At 62.2% G+C, this 22,754-nt stretch carries 25 protein-coding genes; 6 read left to right on the top strand and 19 right to left on the bottom strand.

Annotated elements, in window-relative coordinates; all coding sequences use genetic code 11:
* The first annotated feature begins 43 nt into the window (after positions 1-43).
* Complete coding sequence (locus tag R0125_RS10585; protein ID WP_317238140.1) at positions 44-784, top strand: ParA family protein; 741 nt, start codon at positions 44-46, stop codon at positions 782-784.
* A gap of 46 nt (positions 785-830) precedes the next feature.
* Here the strand turns inward: R0125_RS10585 and R0125_RS10580 are convergent, their stop codons facing one another.
* Together R0125_RS10580 and R0125_RS10575 are read right to left on the bottom strand one after the other, a co-directional pair.
* Positions 831-2,273: a hypothetical protein gene (locus R0125_RS10580; RefSeq protein ID WP_248183294.1), complete on the bottom strand. Its 1,443-nt coding sequence runs from the start codon at positions 2,271-2,273 to the stop codon at positions 831-833.
* Entirely contained in the window at positions 2,273-2,485 is a 213-nt protein-coding gene (locus R0125_RS10575; RefSeq protein WP_248183297.1) for a hypothetical protein, read from the bottom strand. Before R0125_RS10575 ends, R0125_RS10580 begins: the two co-directional genes overlap by 1 nt.
* A gap of 116 nt (positions 2,486-2,601) precedes the next feature.
* Here R0125_RS10575 and R0125_RS10570 point away from each other — a divergent pair, with 116 nt between their 5' ends.
* The 5 genes from R0125_RS10570 (at position 2,602) to R0125_RS10550 (ending at position 7,570) form a co-directional block, all read left to right on the top strand.
* The gene (locus R0125_RS10570; protein WP_317238139.1) at positions 2,602-3,336 is read left to right on the top strand and encodes a hypothetical protein; all 735 of its coding nucleotides are present in this window, start codon (positions 2,602-2,604) and stop codon (positions 3,334-3,336) included.
* Positions 3,337-3,381: 45 nt separating this feature from the next.
* The gene (locus R0125_RS10565; protein ID WP_248183301.1) at positions 3,382-4,605 is read left to right on the top strand and encodes a DUF445 family protein; all 1,224 of its coding nucleotides are present in this window, start codon (positions 3,382-3,384) and stop codon (positions 4,603-4,605) included.
* Between the two features lie 24 nt (positions 4,606-4,629).
* Positions 4,630-5,418, top strand: a complete 789-nt coding sequence (locus R0125_RS10560; RefSeq protein ID WP_317238138.1) for a hypothetical protein — start codon at positions 4,630-4,632, stop codon at positions 5,416-5,418.
* Positions 5,415-6,131, top strand: coding sequence for a hypothetical protein (locus R0125_RS10555; protein WP_317238137.1), 717 nt, complete (start codon positions 5,415-5,417; stop codon positions 6,129-6,131). Before R0125_RS10560 ends, R0125_RS10555 begins: the two co-directional genes overlap by 4 nt.
* Positions 6,132-6,262: 131 nt before the next feature.
* Positions 6,263-7,570, top strand: a complete 1,308-nt coding sequence (locus tag R0125_RS10550; RefSeq protein ID WP_317238136.1) for a PAS domain-containing methyl-accepting chemotaxis protein — start codon at positions 6,263-6,265, stop codon at positions 7,568-7,570.
* Positions 7,571-7,623: 53 nt separating this feature from the next.
* On the opposite strand, the gene R0125_RS10545 is transcribed toward R0125_RS10550, so the two are convergent.
* The 17 genes from R0125_RS10545 to phnD form a co-directional block, all read right to left on the bottom strand.
* Positions 7,624-8,808, bottom strand: coding sequence for an alpha-D-ribose 1-methylphosphonate 5-triphosphate diphosphatase (locus R0125_RS10545; RefSeq protein ID WP_317238135.1), 1,185 nt, complete (start codon positions 8,806-8,808; stop codon positions 7,624-7,626).
* 25 nt (positions 8,809-8,833) lie between these two features.
* Positions 8,834-9,658, bottom strand: coding sequence for a phosphonate ABC transporter, permease protein PhnE (gene phnE / locus R0125_RS10540; protein WP_317238134.1), 825 nt, complete (start codon positions 9,656-9,658; stop codon positions 8,834-8,836).
* Positions 9,651-10,451: a phosphonate ABC transporter ATP-binding protein gene (locus R0125_RS10535; protein ID WP_317238133.1), complete on the bottom strand. Its 801-nt coding sequence runs from the start codon at positions 10,449-10,451 to the stop codon at positions 9,651-9,653. The genes phnE (R0125_RS10540) and R0125_RS10535 overlap by 8 nt, the downstream gene beginning before the upstream one ends.
* A gap of 57 nt (positions 10,452-10,508) precedes the next feature.
* Positions 10,509-11,405 carry a phosphate/phosphite/phosphonate ABC transporter substrate-binding protein gene (locus R0125_RS10530; protein WP_317238132.1) on the bottom strand — a complete coding sequence of 299 codons (897 nt, stop codon included), beginning with the start codon at positions 11,403-11,405 and terminating at the stop codon, positions 10,509-10,511.
* 183 nt (positions 11,406-11,588) lie between these two features.
* Entirely contained in the window at positions 11,589-12,428 is an 840-nt protein-coding gene (locus R0125_RS10525) for a transglutaminase family protein (protein ID WP_317238131.1), read from the bottom strand.
* The gene (locus R0125_RS10520; RefSeq protein ID WP_317238130.1) at positions 12,425-13,507 is read right to left on the bottom strand and encodes a permease; all 1,083 of its coding nucleotides are present in this window, start codon (positions 13,505-13,507) and stop codon (positions 12,425-12,427) included. The genes R0125_RS10525 and R0125_RS10520 overlap by 4 nt, the downstream gene beginning before the upstream one ends.
* Positions 13,504-14,157 (bottom strand): ribose 1,5-bisphosphokinase, encoded by a 654-nt coding sequence (gene phnN, locus R0125_RS10515; RefSeq protein WP_317238129.1) that lies wholly within the window; start codon positions 14,155-14,157, stop codon positions 13,504-13,506. Before phnN ends, R0125_RS10520 begins: the two co-directional genes overlap by 4 nt.
* A 21-nt stretch (positions 14,158-14,178) precedes the next feature.
* Positions 14,179-15,366: an alpha-D-ribose 1-methylphosphonate 5-triphosphate diphosphatase gene (locus tag R0125_RS10510; protein ID WP_317238128.1), complete on the bottom strand. Its 1,188-nt coding sequence runs from the start codon at positions 15,364-15,366 to the stop codon at positions 14,179-14,181.
* Positions 15,363-16,067, bottom strand: coding sequence for a phosphonate C-P lyase system protein PhnL (phnL, locus tag R0125_RS10505; RefSeq protein ID WP_317238127.1), 705 nt, complete (start codon positions 16,065-16,067; stop codon positions 15,363-15,365). Before phnL ends, R0125_RS10510 begins: the two co-directional genes overlap by 4 nt.
* 31 nt (positions 16,068-16,098) lie before the next feature.
* Positions 16,099-16,908 (bottom strand): phosphonate C-P lyase system protein PhnK, encoded by an 810-nt coding sequence (gene phnK / locus R0125_RS10500; protein WP_317238126.1) that lies wholly within the window; start codon positions 16,906-16,908, stop codon positions 16,099-16,101.
* Positions 16,905-17,798, bottom strand: coding sequence for an alpha-D-ribose 1-methylphosphonate 5-phosphate C-P-lyase PhnJ (locus R0125_RS10495; RefSeq protein ID WP_317238125.1), 894 nt, complete (start codon positions 17,796-17,798; stop codon positions 16,905-16,907). Before R0125_RS10495 ends, phnK begins: the two co-directional genes overlap by 4 nt.
* Complete coding sequence (locus R0125_RS10490; protein WP_317238124.1) at positions 17,795-18,910, bottom strand: carbon-phosphorus lyase complex subunit PhnI; 1,116 nt, start codon at positions 18,908-18,910, stop codon at positions 17,795-17,797. Before R0125_RS10490 ends, R0125_RS10495 begins: the two co-directional genes overlap by 4 nt.
* Positions 18,911-18,912: 2 nt before the next feature.
* Positions 18,913-19,542 carry a phosphonate C-P lyase system protein PhnH gene (phnH, locus tag R0125_RS10485; protein ID WP_317238123.1) on the bottom strand — a complete coding sequence of 210 codons (630 nt, stop codon included), beginning with the start codon at positions 19,540-19,542 and terminating at the stop codon, positions 18,913-18,915.
* A 3-nt stretch (positions 19,543-19,545) separates the two neighbouring features.
* The gene (gene phnG / locus R0125_RS10480) at positions 19,546-20,046 is read right to left on the bottom strand and encodes a phosphonate C-P lyase system protein PhnG (protein ID WP_317238122.1); all 501 of its coding nucleotides are present in this window, start codon (positions 20,044-20,046) and stop codon (positions 19,546-19,548) included.
* Positions 20,043-20,774, bottom strand: coding sequence for a phosphonate metabolism transcriptional regulator PhnF (gene phnF / locus R0125_RS10475; RefSeq protein ID WP_317238121.1), 732 nt, complete (start codon positions 20,772-20,774; stop codon positions 20,043-20,045). Before phnF ends, phnG begins: the two co-directional genes overlap by 4 nt.
* Before the next feature lie 93 nt (positions 20,775-20,867).
* On the bottom strand, positions 20,868-21,674 hold the full coding sequence (gene phnE / locus R0125_RS10470; RefSeq protein ID WP_317238120.1) for a phosphonate ABC transporter, permease protein PhnE: 807 nt from the start codon (positions 21,672-21,674) through the stop codon (positions 20,868-20,870).
* Between the two features lie 33 nt (positions 21,675-21,707).
* A complete protein-coding gene (phnD, locus tag R0125_RS10465; protein ID WP_317238119.1) occupies positions 21,708-22,718 on the bottom strand; it encodes a phosphonate ABC transporter substrate-binding protein in 1,011 nt (336 codons plus the stop codon).
* Positions 22,719-22,754: the final 36 nt, after the last annotated feature.

Raw genomic sequence — 22,754 nt, 5'->3', positions numbered from 1 at the left:
GGTCGCCCCGGTTTTTTTATGCCTGCAGGTCGGGAGCCGCAGAATGAAAACAATCGCGTTCTACAGTCTCAAGGGCGGTGTGGGCAAAACCGCGTCGGCAGTGAACATCGCCTACCTTGCCAGTCAGGCGGGCTATTCCACGCTGCTCTGGGATCTGGACCCTCAGGGCGCCTCCAGCTGGTACCTGGCCGGGGCCGATCGCATCAAGGGGCATAAGTTGTCGGCATTGATGAAGGGCAAAAGCCCGATCGCTGACTTCATTCATGCAAGTCGCTATGACAACCTGGATTTCATCCCCTCGCACACCAGCTTCCGTAATCTCGACGTCAAGCTGGATCAGAATGACAGCGTCAACCTGATCAAGGAGTGGCTGGCACTGTTGTCGGAGGAGACCAGTCTGGTGGTGCTGGATTGCCCGCCATCGCTGTCACGGCTGTCGGAGCAGGTGCTGAAAGCGGCTGACCGGGTGTTCGTGCCGGTCATTCCCACCTGGCTATCCCTGAACAGCTGGGAGCAACTGCGGACCTTTGCCAAAGATCACAAAATCAAACCCTCGCGGTTGCGCCCGTTCTACGCCATGGCGGACCGGCGCAAGAGCCTGCATCGGGAACTGATTGATGATCAGGAGCGACACTTGCCGGGTAGCCTGAACACCATTATCCCCAACGCCAGCGTGGTGGAGCGCATGGGTGAACAGGGGGTGCCGGTGGAATTGCTGGCGCCACACTCGGTTGCCGCCGACGCCTACCGCCGGTTGTGGCGGGAAATCAACGGGCTGCTGTAACGAACCGAAAGAGCTCAGTGTGCTGGTGCTCGGACCGCTGACGGCGCTACTGTCGTAGCGCCTTGAGCAGATCTGTGCCCATGTTCTCGGCATGGGTTTTCAGTGCCTGTGACGCCTGGCGGGACTGGTAGCGGATCACGTCGGCGATCTCCCGGGCCTGGTCCGGCAGCCGGACCCGCGAAATCAGGGTGACCAACTCGTTCCAGTCATTATTGCCGAGCAATTCCGAGCGATTGAGCAGCCGTTCCAGCAGCGCACCGTGGTCCGCGGCCATCAGGCTGGCGATCAACTCCTGCCCCTTGCGTGGCAGTCGTCGTGCAAAGCGGATCAGCACCCGAATCTGCCCGGTGGTTATGCCCGATGCCACCATGGCCCGCAGAATGATGTTGTCGGTGAAAACGTCGAGGGTGGTCAGTTCCCGGAGTTCCTCGTCCGACATTCTGCCAATCAGAGTGAGTACCAGATCGGCGTGTTCTTGCCGCACCGCGTCGCGGATAAACGATTCCAGGATATCGGCACCCTGTCGCAACCCCACTTTGGCCACGAAGGCCTGCAAATCGCTGTTCATCGCGGCGATCAGGGGCAGGGTATTGGCCATCAGCCCCTCGTCATGGGCGGCCTTCATCAGGCCTTCCAGAACCTGCTCGTCCCGCAATGCCTGCAGATGCACCAGTGAACGCTGATGGCGTTCCTTGATGGTGTCCAGAGAGCGCAGGATCGGCCCCCACCAGGCGTGAGCATTGGCGACATTGATCAGTTCGTTGAGGGTGCCCGGGTCACGCTCCACGATCAGGTTGGTGATCCGGCTTTTGATGTCCCGTCCCACCTGGTCGATCACCCAGATCAGGATCGGCCAGGTGTCCGGGTTCCCAAGCCCCGAGAGAATGATGCGGTTGAGCCGATCGTTATCAATCAGACGGATGATGTCCCCGAGTTTTTCGGGCTCGTCCATGTAGAAAATGGTGCGCAGCAGGGCGGCATCGTCGCTGACCAGTGCCAGTACCTGACGAATGACCGCCGCTGGCAGCGCGTCCGCCAATTGGCCCGCCCGCACGTATTGCCGTTGCTCAATAAGCGCTACCGCCACTCCGGTCAGCTGTTCGGCGGGAATGTGCCTGATCAGGCCGCGCAGAGCCCTCGGATCTGAAATCAGCGTGATCTCGGTGAGGAATGCCACCGGCAGACGACGGGCAATTTTTCCTACCTTCAGCGCGTCAACAAACGGCAGCGTGCCGGCTGCGACCGTTGCCCCGCAATGCTCCGCCAATGCCGCGGAACGCTTTGTCGGTAATGCGCTGACCAGACGGCCAAGGCGGCCGAAGGTGGGGGCTGCAGAGCGGTGCAGCTCATCCAGAATGGCGTCACGGGTCTGGCGAATCTGACCGGGTTGGCAGGCATCCGCCAACTCTCGGGTGGGAGCGGGCAGTTCGCCGATCAGGGCCTCGAGTTTCTCGAGCTCGGCGAGGGTCTGCAGTGAGGAAATCGTCATCACGCGTCACCCTCTGCCGTGTCGGGTTTGCCAGTCGCCATGCTGAATACCAGCCGTGACGGCAAGGGCAGCCGGAGGCGTGCGGCCGCCAGTTCGCTGGCAATGTCCTGACGATGGCGGGCCACGGCGCTGTCGGCTCCGTCGCGGATGGCGCCGGCCAGTTCATCGGGCAGAGTGTCGAGAATGTCGGGCAGGTTCGCGGCAGGTGTCATGGTGAGCCTTTTTTCGTTTGTTCTTGTTAATTTGCTCTTGCAACTTTATTTTAAAAATGTGACATATGTCACGTAAATTGTCAGCAACATAACAACAAGATTGTCAGGCGAGCGCAATGGACAAGCGAAAGCTTACGTCAGCATTACCGGCACCCCTGGTGCCCCGCAGCGGGACTCTTTACCGCCTGCGATCCGTGCTCGGAGAGTTGCCCCCGGTGCAACGGGCAGCGGCGGTTGCCTCCGGGGTCGAGAACCAGCTACTGCTGGCGCTCCGCCATCGCCTGCAACGCCTTGATGGCACACCGTCGCAATCCCACGACGACAGCGTCGACACCCTGCCAACCCTGATCGGCGCAGACACCGCTGGCATGCTCCGGGATCTTCATCAGCGCTCGATTTACCAGACCCGAGAGTCCGCCACCGAGGACCTTATCCGCACCATCGTGCAGCAATTGGTGCCGGACGAGTTACGGGTGCTGGCGCTGGTGTCCGATGAGGGGCCCCATGCCATGTGTCATCTGGACGTGGCCGGTCGCATGGGCAAACCCGGCTATCGCTTGCGGGGCCATCTGAGCCGGATAGGCCAGGAGTCCGGGCTGATGCTGGCGCAGTGGGCACCCCACTACCTCAACCACATGATCCAACTGGGCCTGCTGGACACAGGACCGGTGGTGAAAACCCTCGAACGCAACTACGAAAGCATCGAGAACGGCCTCGCCGTGCGGGCGCTGGCCGCCGATATGGAGCGCCAGGCCGGCGCGAAGGTGCGGTTTCAGCGCCTGTCCTTCGCGATCTCCGATCTGGGCAAGACTCTCTGGGCGAAAGCCCTCGACTGCCGCGACAGCGACTAGACACCGGCCCAGACGGGCAAACAACAACAACGACTGGAAGTATGTATGGAAGCGGTAGTAAATGACTTCGTGTCAAACCTCTGGCTGTATCTGTCGATGCCGGTGATCAGCGGGGCTGTGGGGTACGTCACCAACGTCATCGCCATCAAGATGATGTTCCAGCCGCTGGAGTTCGTGGGTAAGCCTCCGTTCCTGGGGTGGCAGGGCATCATTCCCCGGCGGGCGGCCAAGATGGCGGCGATTTCCGTGGAGACCATCACCACGCACCTGATCACCCAGGAGGAGATTTTCTCCCGCCTCGATGCCGACAAGGTGGCCAGCGCCCTGGAACCGGCACTGAACGGCATGATCGAGGAAATTGTCGATCAGGTGATGCTGGAGTACGAGCCCAGGCTGTGGGAGTCGCTGCCGGAAGTGGTTAAGCGGCAGATCTACAAGCGGGTCAAACGTGATGCGCCACAACTGATCAATGACATCATGGCCCAGCTCAAGGTCAACATTTCCCAGATGTACGACCTGGAAGACATGGTGGTGACCAACCTCAGTCGCGACAAGGCTCTGCTGAACAAGATCTTCCAGGAGGTGGGGGCAACGGAGTTCCGCTTCATCGGGCGTTCGGGTCTGTATTTCGGCTTCCTGTTCGGTCTGGTGCAGATGGCGGTGTGGCTGTTTTTCCAGCAGGGCTGGCTGTTGCCGGCGTTCGGCCTGCTGGTGGGTTACGCCACCAACGCCATTGCCCTGCAGATGATCTTCAATCCCAAGGAGCTGATGCGCATCGGGCCGTTCAATATCCAGGGTCTGTTCATGAAGCGTCAGAACGAAGTGGCCAGCGATTACGGCCGCCTGGTGTCATCCTACGTGCTGACGCCGGCCAACATCATCGAGGGCATTCTGAAAGGCCCCTACGCCGACAAGGTGTTCGATATGATCGGGCGGCACGTGCAGCGTGCGGTTGATGAGCAGACCAATCTGGCCAAGCCGTTTGTGACCTTTGCGGTGGGTACTCAGACCTACCGGGACATGAAGGCCAGTGCGGTGAAGCGGCTGATCCAGCGTTTACCGGCGACCCTGAAACACATTGAAGACTACGCCGATGAGGCCCTCGACCTTGAGCACACCCTCTCGACCCGGCTGCAGAGCCTGAAACCCACCGAGTTCGAGGGAATGCTCCGACCGGCTTTCGAGCAGGACGAGTGGATACTGATTGCCGTCGGTGCGGCGCTGGGTTGTCTGGTGGGGCTGTTCCAGCTCACCTTCATGTTCGGATAACAGCGCTGGCCCGGGGAAACCGCTATGCCCATACAGATCACGATTCGCAAGACATGGCTGGCCATCGCTGGAACCGTGCTGATTCTGGCGCTGGTGCTGGGTGCCCTCGGCGCCTTCTGGCTGTGGAAAAACCTGGGTGCCGAATTGTTACTGCGTAACCAGCAGGCCAAGGTGGCGATTCCCGAGCCCATGGCCGTCGGCATCGACATTCTCGACAGCCTCGACATTGAGCTGGACACGGTGCTGTCCACCACGGTGCCGATCGACCAGACCCTGACCCTGCCGATCCGGGATACCCTGAACGTGTCCGTGACCTTTGACAGTGCCGTGCCGATCCGCATGGTGGTGCCGTTGCGCCAGAATATCCTGCTGGACCAGACCATCGCGGTGGATGGCGAGGTGGAGGTCAAAGCACTGGGCCAGTGGTTCGAGTTGCCACTGCGGGGCGAACTGCCGGTGAAAGCGACTATTCCGCTGAACGAGGAGATCGAGATTGACCAGATGGTCGATCTCAAGTTCACCGCGCCGGCCCAGGTGGAGTTGCTGGACTCACTGGAGGTGCCGCTAAAAGTGGACATTGCCACGGACATCCCCCTGAAAACCCGCATGTCGGTGCCCGTGCGCTCTCGCATCAACGCCTACGCGACCATCCTCGAACCGGCGGACGCCCTGCTGGCGGAAATGGACCTGGAACTGCCGATTCGGGAGATTGGCCTGTCCTGGGCACCGAAAGAAGGCCCGGAGTCTGACAGTGGCGAACCCACCGCGGCCGGAGCGGAGATTGAGCCGACGTCAGAGCCCACCGCTCCATGAGTACCCTCGGGCGCTGGATCCTGTTCGGCTGGCTGTTTCTGTTGATCGTTGTGCTGGGACTTGCGGGTGGCTTTTTGTTGTACACCCGGGTGGTCATCGGGGTGTCGCTGACCGATCAGTTTGCATTGCTGCGGCTGCCGGCCGAGCTGCGCGTGGATGCCCACACCGATCAGAACGCCGAGCTGACGTTACTGGGCCGGGTGGATGTGGAGGTGCCTTTTCGTCACGAAGCCCTTCCACTGCCGCTGAAAGGGCAGTACCGAACTCACCTCGAACTGGATACCTGGGTGCCCCTGCGGATGGATATCCGCTACCGCGATACGTTGATGGTGGAGACCGACCTGGCAGTGTCTGCCGACACCGGCATGATCTATTCCTGGCTGCCAGAACTGCCGGTCAAGGGCGTATTGCCGGTGCGCTTCGCTTTGCCGGTAGACATTCTGGTGCCGGTGGAGACCATGGTGCGATTGCAGTTCAGTGGCCAGGTGCTGGCGGCGATCGATCAGGTGGTCACGCCGTCGGTGGACACGAAACTGACCACCACGCTGGACCTTGATCTCGATATTGAATCCCCGGTGCTGAATCGCTTTTCGGCCACGGTGATCCCGAAGGAGCGTTCCGTGCCGATCATTCTGGACGACTCGGTGCTCGAGCTTCCACTACAGGATTTGGGGTTCTTCCGGGCGGGTGGCGGTCGCGCACCTATCCAGTAAGTGCTTTCCCAAACCGTCGTCTTTGCTTACAAATCGTTTCCCTAAACATACTTTTTTCTACGCTGTTTTTCGGGTGGGCTGACTATACTCAAAGTTATGGACCGCTCAAATAATACACAGGGGAAGGCAACATGTTTGGCCGCCACCGCATTGCAGAACTGACGCAAGAACTTGAAATCTCACGTAACGATTACACCAGGATGCGCCAGATCCTCGACGCCATCAGCGCTCAGGTTGGGTACATCGAGTTCAGCCGTTCCGGGATTGTGGAGGCTGCGAACGACAATCTGCTGGCACTGGTGGGTTATCAGCGCGAGGAGGTTGTTGGCAAACATCACCGCGCACTGTGTGATTCTCGCTATGCCGCCTCCCCCGAATACCTGCGTTTCTGGGAAGAGCTGGGGCGCGGTACGCCACAACAGGGCACCTTCCCCCGCTATGCCAAAGACGGTCGCCGGGTCTGGCTGGAGGCCACCTATTTCCCGGTCACCGGTGAGGACGGCAACATCTGTAAGGTGGTCAAGATCGCCTGGGATGCCACCGCCGCGCAGGACAGGGTCGCGGACGACACTGCGATGCTGACCGCCATCGACCGTTACATGGCGGTGATCAAGTTCACCCCGGACGGCGAGATACTGGAAGCGAACGACAATTTCCTGGCCACCACCGGTTACAGCAAGGAAGAGATTCTTCACCAGCACCACAAGATGTTCTGCTTCGACGATTTTTATCGCGACAACCCGGACTTCTGGGGCCGGCTGGCCCGCGGCGAAAGCTTCTCCGGCCAGTTCGAGCGTAGAGAGAAGAACGGCAAGAGTATCTGGCTGGAGGCGACTTACAGCCCGGTGCTCGACGCGGACGGAACGGTCTACAAGGTCATCAAGTTTGCCGCCGACATCACCGCACGGGTAAACAGTGCCAAGGAGGCGGCCGAAATCGCCGCGTCCACCTCGGAAGAGACCTCGCAGATTGCAGCCGAGGCCAACCGTGCCCTGGCGGTGGCGGTGGAAACCTCGGAATCGACCCTGGCCGAGGTGGCCAGCGCCGCCGAGGTGAGCCGGGATCTTGAAGCCCAGGCGGAGCGGATTGGTAGTATCGTCAGCACCATCCGGTCGGTGGCCGATCAGACCAATCTGTTGGCGTTGAATGCGGCCATCGAGGCGGCCCGCGCCGGAGAGATGGGCCGTGGATTCGCCGTGGTGGCGGACGAGGTTCGTCAGTTGGCCGCCAAAACCGCCCAGTCCCTGGAAGAAATCTCGGCGGTGGTGGGCAAGAACAGCCAGCTGATCGGTTCTCTGCGCTCCAGCATGGACGGTGTCTCCGACCTGTCTCGCCGCAGCTCTGGCGAAATCTCCAATGTGGCCACAGGTATCCAGGAGGTCGAAAAAGGCATGACCGACCTGGCGGCCGTGGTGGCGAGCCTGACCCGCAGCGAGTAATAGCCGCAGGCCTCACGCCGCCGGTTGCCATGCGTCTGGCCCCGGCGACCGCATCATCCCCTGCGGAACACCAGCCTGCCACCCACCAGCGTGGACTGCAGCGAGAGCGGTGAGCCGTCGAGTTCGCTCAACAGCAGCAGGTCGGCGTCGAAGCCGGGGGCGATCTGCCCCTTGCTGGCGCCAAGGCCGGCGGCTTTTGCGGGGTTCTCGCTGACCATTTTCCAGGCCTGCTCAAGGGGCAGCAGACCATGCTCTGCCGCGACAAACGGTGCGCGGAACAGGCTGGGGTAGTGGTAATCGCTGCACAGAACGTCCACCAGATTCCCGGTAATGGCATCCCGCACACTGATGGCCCCGACATGGGAGCCCCCGCGCACCAGGTTGGGCGCGCCCATGAGTACGGCAACGCCGGCTTCCCGGCTGGCGCTCGCGGTTTCTGCATCCATGGGGAACTCCGCAATGGAGGTGCCGAGCACGCGATTACGCTCTACATCGTCGAGCCCGTGATCATCATGGGACGACAGGCTGACTCCGGCTTGCCGTGCCTGCCGCGCCAGCTCTCCGGTCTGCCGGTCACCAAGGTCTCTCCGATTCTGCAGGCCCTCGAGAAACCGTTGGGTTTCAGCGGCGTCCATGGTGACCCGGCGCCGCAGTCCTGCCAGGTAACGCTCGGTGGCGGCAGGGTTGTCCAGCTCGGGTAAGTGGTCGTTCAGCGACAGCATATGGACGCGCCCGTCTGCCAGCCAGCCCATCAGTTCTTCGTGAAGCTCGGTGTTTACCCGTTCATGACGAATGTGCACCCGTGCCTGACAGCTGAATCGCGGCGACAGTGCCTCGAGTGCGAGCAGGAGCTCGCGCACAGTGTCGCGGCTGCGGGGGCCCGGCTCGAACCCATCGGTGATGCTGTAGTAAAACGTTGTTATGCCATTGGCAATGAGACTGGCATCGTTGGCGGCCAGGGCAAGGTCCAGTGGAAAGGTGGTACCGGCCCGCGGTGTGATGTCCCGTTCGAAGGCGTCGCCGTGAAGATCGATCATGCCGGGCAGCAGGTAACCGCTGCGCCCGTCCAGTGTCGGTATGGAGGTGGTGACGTCCGCGCCGACGGCTTTGATCTTGCCGCCGCTCAGCTCCACCCGGCTGTTGCGAAGCCATCCGGTGCTGGTGAGAACATGAACGTTGTCGATCAGCAGGCTGTCGGTCGCGCGCGGTGTGTCTGATGGTGTGTTGGGATTGTGCATCGAAAAACTCCGGAGTGGGATGCGTTTACTGGCTCTGATGCATCAGGCGGTCCCGCAAGCGGGAGGACAGATGCTCAACGGCGTAAACCAGAATGAAGATCATCAGAATGATGTAAGCGGCCTGGTCGTAGCGGAACATTTCCATGGACGCCGCCAGCTCGGCACCAATGCCCCCCGCGCCCACCAGGCCTAGCACCACCGAGGAGCGCACGGCTTTCTCCAGTGAAAACAGACCGGTGTTGATCATGCTGGGCAGGGCACCGGGAATCTGCACTACGGCAATGCGGTCGAGGGGGCTGGTGCCGATGGAGTCCAGCGCCTCAGAAGGGCCGGGGTCGACTTCCTCCATGGCTTCGGCGAAAAAGCGGCCGCAGAAGCCGATGGTGTCAACAATGATGGTGAGGGTTCCGGCGAACGGGCCCAGGCCGACAGAGACCACGAAAAACAACGCCCAGGCCAGGTCCGGCACCGTTCGCAGAAAGCTGATGATCGATCGGGCCACATGTCGGACCAGCGGGTGCGGTGAGGTGTTCCGGGCCGCCAGCAACGCCATGGGTATACTCAGGATTACCCCGATCACGGTGCCCACCAGAGCCATCTGGAAAGTGACCAGAATGGCCGCCATGATCGGCTCGGCCCGGTCGGTCGCGGGGGGGAACATTTCACCGGCGATCGTAGCCATGTTGGGCAGGCCGCTGATCAGCTCGCTGATGGACATGCCGGCGCCGGCCAGTGACCAGAGGAAAAAACCCAGGAACAGCGCAAATAACGCGGTGCTGAACCAGCCCGGGCGCTGGAAGCGAGGCGGGAAGGGCGCTTTACCGTCGTTGGAAAGGTGCGCTTCAGGCATAGAAGCCTCTCAGGCTGACGGTGTTTTCGGTTCCGCTGGCGGCGTCGAGCTGTAGCTCCGAGTCCCGCAACCCGATAATACGGTCGGCATAGTGCAGAGCGTGCTCAACGTGATGGGATACGAAAAACAGCGTCAGATTCTGTGCCCGTGACAGCCGCGCAAACAGTTCCATGATGACCTGCCCGGACTTGGGGTCCAGGCTGGCGGTGGGCTCATCTGCAAACAGGATGCTCGGCTCCTGCATCAGCGCGCGGGCGATGGCAACCCGTTGCGCCTGCCCCCCTGACAGCTGATCGCAACGCTTGTGCCAGAAGTCGGCCAGGCCGACCAGGTCCAGGTAGTGCAGTGCGCGATCCCGATCCGCCTGCCGGGCCCAGCACTGGGACCAGTTTCGCGGACCCGAGCGGTGGGCAAGGTTGCCGTGCAGGACATTGGTCAGCGCAGACAGTCGCGGGACCAGACAGTGCTTCTGGAACACGAAGCCGACCCGATTGCGGGCGCGCTTGAGTTCACGTCCTTTCTTGCTGGACAGAGTTTCGCCGGAAAGCAGGATGTTGCCCTCGTCCGGCTCGATCAGACGAACGCAGCAGCGCAACAGGGTGCTTTTTCCGGCACCGTTTGCCCCGATCAGAGCCACCGACTGCCCCTTGTAAATATTGAAGCAGACATTTCTGAACACCGGTGCGGTTGTGCCTTGGAACCGTTTGGTCAGCCCCTGCACTTGCAGCGAGCTTGCCGTTGACGGTTCGCTGATAACGGGCTGTCGTAACAGCGGTGATGCGAGACTGGTCATTGGAAGTAGTCCTTGGGTACGGAAGAGGCAGGGAGTGCCTCTTCCGATGAGACGGGCTCAGTCGCCAACAAAATCGGAGTATTCCGGGAAACCGATAGTGGAATACATGGACCGGACGTAGTTGTAGTCGCTGTCCTTGATGTTGCTGATAAACCGCATGCCGGTGTACTTGTCGACATCGGTTCCGCCGCCATTGACGATGGCGTTGATCAGATCGTCGGAGTGATTGACGAACGCGTCTCGCATGCGGTCAATTACCGCCTGGTCAACATGGCTGCCTGCCATCAGCAGGTCGTTCGGCAGGTCCCGGCCGCGGGCGATCACGCGGAAGGCGCCAGGTTGCAGACCACCCTTCTCCAGTTCCTGCTGGCGCAGTCTGCGGAATTCGGTGTGGTTCATACCGACGGCAGCGGCGTCGCCTTTTTTCAGGGATTCCCAGAGAATGGGCACTTTGGTATGCACAATGTCCAGATCTTCCATGGGCGAGATGCCGCCATCGGCCAGCACCTGAATCGGTCCCAGGTGGCGTGAGGTGGAGCCCACACTGCCCATGGCGACCTGTTTACCCACCAGGTCCGATACCGAGGCGATGCCGCTCTCGGCGAGGGTGACAATCAGCGCAAAGTAGTCAGGACGGGAGAACCCGACCACCACCCTGGCATCGGCCCGGTTCTGCATCACCACATACTCCGCCGGGCCGGTGAGTACAAAGTCGACCTGTTTGAAGCGCAGGGCTTCGACTGCGGCGGTGCGATTGGTGACCGGCAGGAACTCAATGTCAAAGCCCGAGGCCTTTGACAGGGTATCCCGAAACGCGCCGAATTCCCGTTGCAGTTCCTCAAGACCCACCAGATCCGTGACCGCCAGCTTGACGGTTTGTGCCTGGACCGCAGGTGCGATCAACGCCAGTGATAACACCACCAGGGACAGACATCGGTACAGATTTTTGAACATTGCTGCTTCTCCACGCCATGAATGATAGTTGTCTAGACTAGTGAGCGGGCATGACAGCGGGGTGAACAAAATGTGAACAGGGTGTGGCAGTTTGATGAACAGCAAGCGCACCCTGCACGATGCGCGGGCGGCTGTCGTGCAGGGGCGCCAGGAGGGCCTGTGTTAGGGCTGTCGGCTTTGCGGTCAGGGTTTGTGGGCCGAGCGGACCCGAAGCTGACATTTGTCCCAGGAACCGGACGCCGAGAGCGCAAGTGGGCCGGCGAGCAGCTTGAGACCAATAGTCTGACCTGCCCCGGTATGGTAGCGGTGGCCGAGCGAGTGGCCGAGTGCAATCCGGTGACCGGGACGAGGGTTCAGGCCCGGGCGGGTGTTGCCCAGCCCCGCCTTCATATGGTGAGCGACGTCCCACTCCAGTATTTCACCGTGGTGTCGGGTGATCACCCAGCAGTGCATGTCCTGGGTCTGGCCATCACGTTCACGGGGAAAAAAGTAGCCGTACACATAGCCCGCCTCAAAGCCGGCCGCTCTCAGGCTGGCGATCAGATAGGTGTTGATGTCAATGCAAGAGCCAGGGGTCGTTCCGCAGGCGAGAAAGGGAACACGTTCGCTGTCATCATTAAACCGCACCTCCGGATGTGCGTAGGTGAACCGGGCTTCTGCCTCGGCTACCAGCGCTTCGATGCCCCCACGGCCGCCTCCGGCTGCCGCAGCAATTTCACGGCTGGCGTGCGCCAGTTGCTCCGATGCCTCGGTAAAACGGTTACGGCGAGGCGTAAAGACAGAGGCGGGATAGGCCGCCGTGTCCGGAACCGGTGACAGTTGGTGCATGATCTGGATAGAGTCGTCCTGTACTTCCAGAAGCAGGGCGGACAGGCCTAGTTCAGGCTCCATCAGTACGTTGACAACTTGCGCGCCCTTTACCCCGGTCGACGTGATCGAGTCGTGAGGCGTGGTGATCCCGGCCGGTGCCATCAGCAGGGTGCCGGGTTGCAGGTTCAGAATATCGACAGTCAGCGTGGTCATGTCAGGCTCCAGAGTTGAAACAGTAACCCGGAAAGAAAAGCGCCGATCAAAGCCAGCGCGATATAGAGACCAAACACCCGGGGTTTTACCAGCGCCCAGACTGCCAGCGCGGCCGGTAGCGAGGTCACGCCACCGGCGACCAGAAAGGCCAGCCCTGCGCCGGGCGCCATGCCCTGGGCAATGAGGCCGCCGACCAATGGCAGGGCGGCATAGCCGTTGAGATAGGCGGGCACACCGACAAGGGTGCCGAGGGCAATAGGGCCGATGCCTTCTCCCCCCAGAACCGACGTGATGGTCGCTACCGGCACGAAAGCCAGAATCAGGCTCTCTAACAGGAAGGCCAGCACCAGCCATTTCGCCAGAAACAGGGTGATGTTCGATGCCTCGCGGCCGAATCGTGCGCGGCGCTCAGGTTCTGCCCAGAATCGCCAGACCACCGGTTTCGGCGCACGGACCTTACTGCCGCCGCAGCCGCCGTTGCCGATGCCCTCACGCAAAGGCTCCGCCAGGCCGCCGATACGGCCGACCAGACGCGCGACCCAGCCACCGAACAGGCCCAGCCCTATCGCCGCCAGGGTTTTGCCAATGGCAAACTCGAGCCCCAGAACGCCGGTGGTCAGCGCAAACATGGAAGGGTCCATCACCGGAGAAGCCAGCCAGAATGCCATTACGGCGGACAGCGGTACCCCCATGGCGAGCAATGCCGCGATCAGCGGTATCACGCCGCAAGAGCAGAACGGCGAAATGCCGCCCGCAATCGCGCCCATCAGGATCATCATTCCCGGAGCGCCGGTGAAGGCCCGGGCAATCAGGTTGTCGGCGCCGGTTGCGGACGCCCAGGCGGCGACGACAATGGAGAGCACCAGAAAAGGCGCTGTTTTCATCAACGCGGTTGCCGCAAAAATCACGCTGGCCTGCGCCTGCGCCTGGTCCGGATCAACCATGGCCAGCAGCGTGACGACCATCAGGGAAGCCAGCCAGACCCAAAAATCCTTCCAGATCCGGTTCAGGCGCTGTGCGGTGGTGCCATTCAGGCTGATTTTCCCCCGCGATACATCCATCAGGTATGAAATTTTCATTGTTGCCAGGATTCCGTCTGGTGTTGCGCCGGCCTCGCCCGCTCGCCGGTCGGGCGGTGGTCCTGCGGGGCAGCGATGGCTGTCAACAACTCCCCCACGGCGGTGTCTGGCTCGCCATTGTTCTCGATCACCAGACAGTCCGGGGGCAGCTGTTGTTGCAGTTCGCGGGCACGGCGGAGACGGGCGGCGATGGCTTCGTTGTCTTCCCGGCCCCGCAGGCGCAGGCGACGTTGCAGCCGGTCTGGGTCGACGGTGATCAGCACCGGAATGAGTGTGCTGCCATAGCGCGCCCGCGCGGCGTCAAGATAGCCGCGGGAACCGTTGACCAGGACCGGGCTGCCGCCGGCCAGCCAGAGGTCAATTTCCCGCCCGATGCCGTAGCGGAATCCGTTGGCGGACCAATGCATGGCGAAGGCCCCCAGGGTGACCCGCTGCTCGAATTCGGCGTCTGACAGCCAGACATGATGCTCGGTGCCGCCATCCGGTGTGCGGGTGATGTAACGATGCGCCACCAGCAGACCGGGGGCTTCGCCGGTGCGCTCCCGGCACCCCCGCAACAGGGTGTCCTTGCCGGCGCCCGATGCCCCCATGATGTAGAACAGACGCCCGCGACGGGCGCTGTTTTCCGATTGGTGCTGGAGTTCTGACACTTTCATCTCCCCGGGCACGGTTCAGTAAACCCGCTCGCCCCGTCGCCAGACGTTGTGAATGAGCGGCAGTTGCCCGCGGGATTCCACCAGCACCAGGTCCGCGCGTTTGCCGGGCTCGATCAGACCCCGGTCGTGGAGATTGGCGCAGCGAGCGGGCGTGGCGGTCACCGTGGCGATGGCCCTCGACAGGTCGTAGTTGTTGTCTTCCATGCGGGCCAGGCGGAAGGCCGCGTCCAGCATACTGGCGGGGTAGTAATCCGATGACAGAATGTCGAGTACGCCTGCGGTGGCCAGCTCGGCGGCGGCGATGTTGCCGGAATGGGAGCCGCCACGCACAATGTTGGGCGCGCCCATCAACACCCGCAGCCCGTGGTCGTGAGACGCCTTTGCCGCCTCCAGTGTGGTGGGGAACTCTGCAATGGTCATACCGAACCCGGCCGACTCCACCACGTGATCCAGGGTGGCATCATCGTGGCTGGCCAGCGGGATGCCGCGTGCCTGGCAGATGGCGACAATGGCCTGGCGGTTACGGTCGCTGTGCAGTCGCGCGGATTCCTTGCGGTTGCGGGTGAAGGTGTCCATCTCCGCATCACTGAGACCGTGTTTGCCCTGGTAATACTGCCGGTACTTGTCTTCCCGCACGAACTGACGTTGCCCGGGGGTGTGGTCCATCACCGACACCAGCTGGAGCAGGGGATGATCCACAAGATCTTCGAACAGCTGCAGGGTCTCACCGAAGCTGACTTCGCAGCGCAGGTGTAACAGGTGTTCGGCCCGCAACAGGTCGGCGTTGTGGGTCTCGGCCAGGGCGTCGATCAGGGTTCGCAGGTGGGCGAGGCGATTGCTGTCATCCACCACATCGCCGACGGACAGGGCATCGAACACCGTGGTGATGCCGGACGACACGATGTGGGCATCGTGGGTCAGCACCGCCGGATGGCTGGGCCAGATGACCCCCGGTCGTGGTGAGAAATGTTTTTCCAGATTGTCGGTGTGCAACTCTACCAGGCCCGGAATGAGGTAGGCCTGCTGGCAATCGCGGGCGCCAGGCACCGAGGTGTTGCCGCGTTCCATGGCACTGATCAATCCGTTGCGGACGGTCAGCGTGCCGGTGAAAACGTCGTCCTCGGTCACGATGCGGGCATTGGTGAGCAGCAATTCGCGGCTTTCGAGTTGCGGCCGCTCCAGGGTCAGATCCACGGCACTCATGCGGCTTTCTCCTTGGCTGGGCTGGTCAGGGGGATGCGGCGGTCTGCGAGCTGGTCCCGCAGGCCGCCGTCGTGGAAGATGCCGACCACGGCTGCGCCACGTTCCCGCGCCTGCTGGATCAGCGACACCACCACGGCGCTGTTGTCTGCGTCCAGTGAGGCCGTGGGTTCGTCGAGCAGCAGGATGGGGTAGTCCACCACGAAGCCACGGGCGATATTGACCCGCTGTTGCTCGCCACCGGAAAAGGTCGAGGGCGCCAGGTGCCAGAGGGTTTCGGGAATGTTCAGTTGACGCAGCAGCCCGGAGGCCTTTTCGCGGCAGGTGTCCAGATCCACGCCTTGGGCACGCAAGGGTTCCATGACCACCTCAAGGGTGGATACCCGGGGAATCACCCGCAGAAACTGGCTGACGTAGCCCAGGGTCTGCCGCCGGATGGTGAGGATTTGCCTTGGCGTAGCCGTGACCAGGTCCACCAGCTCACCCTGGTGCCGGACATGGAGCTGGCCGGACTGAGGCTTGTAATTGGCATAAAGCGAGCGCAGCAGTGTGCTCTTGCCGGAGCCGGAGCGTCCGTCGAGTACTACGCATTCGCCGGCGTTGACCTCAAAGGACACATCGGTGAGCACCGGGTAGGAGACGCCACCCTGGTTGTGCAGGGTGAATCGTTTGTTCAGGTCGTTAACCTGGATCATGACAGTCATGGCTGTTCTCCGGTTTGTTCAGCGTTGGGTGTTACGGGGTCAGCACCGAAGACACCAGCAGCTGGCTGTAGGGGTGTTGGGGGTCGTCCAGAATCTGATCGGTCAGACCCTGCTCGATCACCTTGCCGCCACGCATGACCATCAGCCGGTGGGAGAGCAGGCGGGCAACGGCAAGGTCGTGGGTGACCAGCACCACCGACAGCCCCAGGTCCACGACCAGGTTGCGCAGCATGTCCAGCAGGCGGGCCTGAACGGACACGTCCAGCCCGCCGGTCGGTTCGTCCATAAAAATCAGCCGCGGTCGGGTGACCAGGTTGCGGGCAATCTGCAGGCGTTGTTGCATACCCCCCGAAAAGGTGCGGGGGAGGTCGTCGATGCGGGCGGTGTCGATTTCCACTTCCCGCAGCCAGGTTTCTCCGGTCGCGCGCAGGGTGCCGTAGTGGCGCTCGCCGATAGCCATCAGCCGCTCGCCAATGTTGGCGCCGGCGCTGACGCCCATCCGCAGGCCATCTCTGGGATGCTGGTGCACGATGCCCCACTCGGTGCGCAGCAGCTGGCGGCGCTGGCTTTCGCTGATACCATAGAGATCGAGCCTGTCGCCCTGTGCACTGCTGTAGCCGATGTGTCCGGAGTCGGGGGTCAGCATGCCGGAAAGGCACTGCAGCAAGGTGGTTTTGCCCGAGCCGGACTCGCCGACAATGCCCAGCACCTCGCCGGGCCAGAGCTCGAAGTCAACGCCGTCCACGCCCTTGCCGGGGGCATAGAGTTTGCGCAGGTTGCTCACGGTCAGCAGCGGTTCGGCCGGTGCCTCGTGGGACACAGCCAGTGCGGTGTCGGTCATACGGCCTCCTTTCGCGCGCCGGTACTGAGGCGCTGATTGCAATAGTCGGTGTCAGAGCAGATGAAGATGCGCCCGCCGTCGTCGTCGATCACCACCTCATCGAGGAAGGAATGGTCCGAGCCACAGAACTCACAGGTCTGATCCCAGCCCTGCACCTCGAACGGGTGGTCCTCGAAGTCCAGGCTCTCGACCCGGGTAAACGGGGGGATGGCGTAGATGCGTTTTTCGCGGCCGGCACCGAACAGTTGCAGCGCCGGGCAACCATGCATCTTCGGGTTATCGAACTTGGGGATGGGCGATGGGTCCATCACGTAGTGGCCGTTGACCTTCACCGGGTAGGCGTAGGTGGTGGCGATGTGCCCGAAGCGGGCGATGTCTTCGTACAGTTTCACGTGCATCACCCCGTATTCCCGGAGGGCGTGCATCTTCCGGGTTTCGGTTTCCCGGGGTTCAATGAAGCGCAGGGGTTCCGGGATCGGTACCTGATACACCAGGATCTGACCCCGGCTCAGCGGGGTTTCCGGTATCCGGTGACGGGTCTGGATCACGCTGGCCTGCGGGGTGGATTCAGTCGTGGCGACGCCCGCGGTGCGGGCGAAAAAGCGCCGGATGCTGACGGCATTGGTGGTGTCGTCGGCACCCTGGTCGATAACCTTGAGCACATCATCACGACCGATCACCGTTGCGGTGACCTGCATGCCACCGGTGCCCCAGCCGTAGGGCAGGGGCATCTCGCGGCCGCCGAAGGGCACCTGGTAGCCCGGCACGGCCACAGCCTTCAGCAGACAGCGGCGGATCATGCGCTTGGTCTGCTCATCCAGATAGGCGAAGTTGTAACCGTTGTCTTCCGCCGGTGTATCTGTGGTCTGGTCAGGAAATGCGGTGGTCATGGCTGTTTGGCCTCCCGGCGTTGGTCAAACTCTTTGCGCAGGCGCCTCAGCAGCACCAGCTCCGACTGGAAATCCACGTAGTGGGGCAGTTTCAGGTGCGACACAAAACCCGAGGAATCCAGGTTGTCGCAATGGGCGAGCACGAACTCCTCGTCCTGTGCCGGCGAGACGATATCCTCACCGAGTTCCCGCGCCCGCAACGCCCGATCCACCAGCGCCATGGCCAGCGCCTTACGCTCGGCGTTGCCGAACGCCAGGCCGTAACCACGGGTAAAACGGGGGGCTTCGGTTTCGGTGCCGCTGAACTGGTTGATCATGTCGCACTCGGTCACTTCGATGTCGCCGGCGATCACGGAAAAGCCCAGCTCCTCCGGCGCAATCTCCACCGCCACCTCACCCTGGCGGATCTCGCCGGCGAACGGGTGGTTGCGGCCGTAACCGCGCTGGGTGGAATAGGCCAGTGCCAGCAGGAAGCCCTCGTCACCGCGGGCCAGGGCTTGCAGCCGCAGGTCCCGGTCAGCGGGGTAGTCCAGCGGCTGGCGGGTCAGATCCGCCGGTGCGTCCGGCGCCTCCACCGTGCCCGATGGCTTGTGCTCATCCTGCCCCTGTGGGCTCTCGATCAGCCCCTCGCTGTTGAGAAAGTCCAGCACCCGCGGGCAGTTCTCGACGGTGTCGTCCGCCGGCGGTGCGGTTGCCCGCTCGCCGTTGGCCAGCAGGGTAAAGTCCAGCAAGCGGTGGGTGTAGTCGTAGGTCGGGCCGAGTATCTGACCGCCGGGCAGGTCCTTGTACGCCGCGGAAATGCGGCGGCGGATCGCCATCCGGTCGGTTTCCACCGGGCAGGACGCCAGAAACCGTGGCAGCGTGGTCCGGTAGGCGCGCAGCAGGAAGATGGCCTCGATGGCGTCGCCACTCGCCTGCTTGAGCGCCAGTGCGGCCAGTTCCGGATCGTACAGCGAGCCCTCGGTCATCACCCGATCCACCGCCAGCCCCATTTGCTGGCGAATCTGCTCGACACTGAGCTCCGGTAGCGAGGTGTCACCGCGACGTGTTTCGTCGAGCCAGCTGTGGGCCTGGTCGATGGCTTGTTCGCCCCCTTTGACAGCTACGTACATGGTTATATCTCCACTCGGGTGGTGCGCGGCAGCCCCATCAGGCCGCTTCCCGCGGTAAACAGAATGTCGACGCCACAGGGGAAGCGACGGCGGTTATCCGCCAACATGCCCGGCCAGCGCGGGTCCAGGCCGGTAATCCCGACCTTGCGCGTGCCATCAATGCCCGGGCCGCTCAGGGTCCAGTCTGCGGTGGCCTCCAGGCTCCCGACCTGGACAATCAGGGTGGTGGAGCGGTGCGGGTACTCGTGGCTGCCCTGGGCAAACCGGGTCAGTTCACCGTCGATGTCCGGCGAGATCAGCGCGAATTCGGCCCGACCCGGGTCGTCGACAATCCGGCAGCCGCAGTGAAAACGCAGGGCGCTGACCAGGGCTTCCGAGTTCAGCGCCGGTGCGATCCACAAGGGGGTTTCCGCATCCAGCAGCGCCAGGCACAGCTGGTAGGCGGCCGGATGGATGCCGGCGGGCGCGTCAGCCGCTGGCAGCGATTGCAATGTTCCGGGTTCCGACAGCGCGGTCAGTGCGCGGCGAAACACCTGTTGCGACTGCTGAACCGGATCGTCGAATCCGCCACAGAGCCCCGCGAGGGACAGGGCGGGCGCCTTCGGGGTCCGGGTCTGGTTGGGCGTGGTCATCGGTCAGCTCCCTCGTACCATGGTCATGAAGTTCACTTTGGTGGCCGCCGCTTTGCGCGAGACCTGCTCGCGGCGTGCCAGCCATTGCTGGTGCAGAGGCTGGATCAGAGCGGGGCCGTGGAGATCGCCGTGCTGCTGCATCAGGCCGTCGAACAGCGCGGCCAGTTCGGCGTGGCGCCGGCTGCGACCGGTGACGTAACCGAAGCCCTGTACGCCGGCATCCAGCTCCACCACACATCGGGTCAGGGTGACCTCGCCCAGATTGAACGGTGAACCGGTGCCGCCGGCCCGGCCGCGCAGCATGGCCATGCCGATTTCCGGTTTGCGCAGGTGCCGGTATTCCGGTGGTGGCGAGAAGGTTTGCCAGTAGGATTCGAGGTCGCTCAGCTCGGCCCGGGCCAGCACCGACATCCAGAACTGACGGTCGCTCTGGTCCGGGTTTGCGTCGGGAGAGGCGTCGGCAGAGACATCGGCAGTCCGGGAAAATGCATTGGCCTTGGTCATGGTGTGAGTTCTCCGTCGGGTAAATCGGTGATCCCGGGCTGGACCCGGAACTCGAAACAGTCGGCGCGGCCGCGAGACAGGCTGTATTCGAGCACCTCGTCTGTGCCGGTTCGAACGTTGTTGGACTTCACCACCAGCACTGGCATGTGTCGGGGGTATTGCAGCAGCTCAGCGTCACGCGTGCCGGGCAGGGTGGTGCTGATCAGCGCCTGTTGGCGAACCAGTTTGATGCCGTGATGCTGCTCAATGTGGGCGTGCAGGGAACCGCCGCGATAGTCGGTTTCCAGGCCGGGAAAAGCCTCACGCCGCAGGTAGTGACTGATCAGGTTGACCGGCTTGCCCTTGACGCTGCGCAGGGTATCCACCTGCAGGATGGGTGTGCCGGCGGGCATCCCGCTTGCCCGCGCAAAGCGCTCGTCGGCCACCAGTACCCGGCGCCCGATGACCTCGCTGACGGGGTTATGGCCCATGGCTTCCAGAGCTTCACTGAAACGCGCCCTGGCACCAATGTTGTACTCCAGGGCGTGCTCCACCACGAGAGTGCCCTTGCCCTGCTGGCGAAGCAGCATGCCGGCGTCCACCAGCTGATCCACCGCCCGTCGCAGGGTATGGCGATTGATCGAGAAGCGCCTGGCCAGTTCTGCCTCGGATGGCAGGTAATCCCCGCTGACCAGGTTTTCGCGGATGTCCTGTTCCAGGATCCGTGCGACGTCTTGGTATACAGCCATCGGGTGTCCTCTTGTATAGACAAGTTGGTGGATGAAAAACCCCGCCTGGGCGGGGGGCCGGACAACACCGTCCGGGTCAGAGGCGGATGGGCCTCAGATAAAGCGTTTGCGAATGTACTGGGATGCAATGTCCAGTGACGTCACCACCAGGATGATGATGATCATCACCGCGCAGGTCTGGGCAAACTGGAAGCCCCGCATGCTTTCCCAGAGGATCACGCCGATGCCCCCGGCACCCACCATGCCGACCACCGTCGCTGAGCGAACATTGGATTCGAAGCGGTACAGCGAGTAGGAAATCCATAGCGGCAGAACCTGGGGAATGACTCCGTAAATGATTTCCTGAAGGCTGCTGGCGCCGGTCGCGCGAACACCCTCCACCGGCCCCGGATCAATGGCTTCCACGGCCTCGGAAAACAGTTTTGCCAGCACCCCGGTGGTATGGATGAACAGTGCCATCACACCGGCGAACGGACCCAGACCGACCGCCACCACAAACAGCATGGCAAACACCATCTCGTTAATGGCGCGGAACGAATCCATCAGGCGGCGCACCGGTTGGCAGACCCACCAGGGCACCAGGTTCTCCGATGACATGATTCCAAAGGGAATGGCCAGAATCACTGCCATCACCGTGCCCCAGACCGCGATCTGGACCGTGACAACCATCTCGCTCAGATACAGCCGCCAGTCGTGAAAGTTCGGGGGGAAGAAATCGGCGGCAAACACGGCCATGTTATTGCCGTCGGCAATCAGGGCTGCCGGATTCATTTCCGCGCCACCCCAGGACCACGCCAGTACGGCACAGGCGATGCCCCAGCCCAGCAGGCTCGTCCAGTTCCGCGAGAGCAGACTGGACTGGCCGGCGGGAAGGTTCGAATGTGTGGATGCGCTCTGCATGAGATTGGCCTGTCGCGGTTACAACTTGAGTTGTTAGTTGGACTCTTCGCGCGCGGCGTCAAGCGCCGCCAGGCGACGATCCAGGCCAGCCAACTGGGCTTCAATTTCAGCCAGCTTCTGGCTCTTTTCCTGCGCGGAATAGTTGTCGTCGTTCTCGATCGCCGCTTTCTGCTTGAACAATTCGAGCTGACGGATCGGAATCAGCTGGTCGTTGCTGGAGGCGCGGAACGGCGCCCACTGCAGGTCGGCAAGGATTTTCAGCTCTTTCTCGTCGCCGGTGGTGCCGTAGCTCATCAGGAAGTCGTAAACTTTCTGCTTGGTTTGCGCCGGCAGGTTCTTACGCCAGACCAGCGGGTCGGACGGGATCAGCGGCGATTTCCAGATCACCTTGAGGTCGTCTGCCTTGTCCGGGAAAGTGATCTGCAGGCGTTCCATGCTTTCGGTATTGAAGGTGGCTACGTCTACTTGCTTGTTCGCCACCGCCATCGCGTTGGTCTCGTGCCCGGAGTTCAGGGTGCGCTTGAACGCTTCCTTCGCGGTGACGCCGTTCTTGGCGAAGATGTAGTAGCTCGGCACCAGGAAACCGGAGGTGGAATTGGGGTCGCCGTTACCGAAAGTGAGGTCCTTGGCGTTGGCCAGCACATCCTCGACGGAGTTCAGGTGATCGGCATCCTTGTGGACGATCATCAGGCTCCAGTAGCCCGGGGAGCCATCGGCGGCCACGGTCTGTACCACCACTTCACCGCCGGCACGATCAACCGCTTCCATGGCGGACTTGTTGCCGTACCAGGCAATGTCGACCTTGTCGAAGCGCATGCCCTGGATGATGCCGGCGTAATCCGGAGCAAAGAACCCTTTCACTTCCATATCCAGCTTTGCTGACATGTCTTCGAGAAACGGTTCCCAGACATTCTTCAGGTTGCTGGAGGATTCGGTTGAAATAATGCCGAAGTTGAGCGTTTGCTGCTCCTCTGCCTGCAGTCCGGTGGCGCCGACGGTGACGGCGGCGGCCAGCGTAAGGCGGCTAATCCATTGCTTGATCATGGTTGTTTCCTCGGTTTTGGGGTGGTGATGAATAGG

The organism is Marinobacter sp. M-5, from assembly GCF_032911545.1.
In the GTDB taxonomy this organism is placed as follows: Bacteria; Pseudomonadota; Gammaproteobacteria; order Pseudomonadales; family Oleiphilaceae; genus Marinobacter; species Marinobacter goseongensis.
This window is presented reverse-complemented; position numbering and strand designations above follow the sequence as displayed.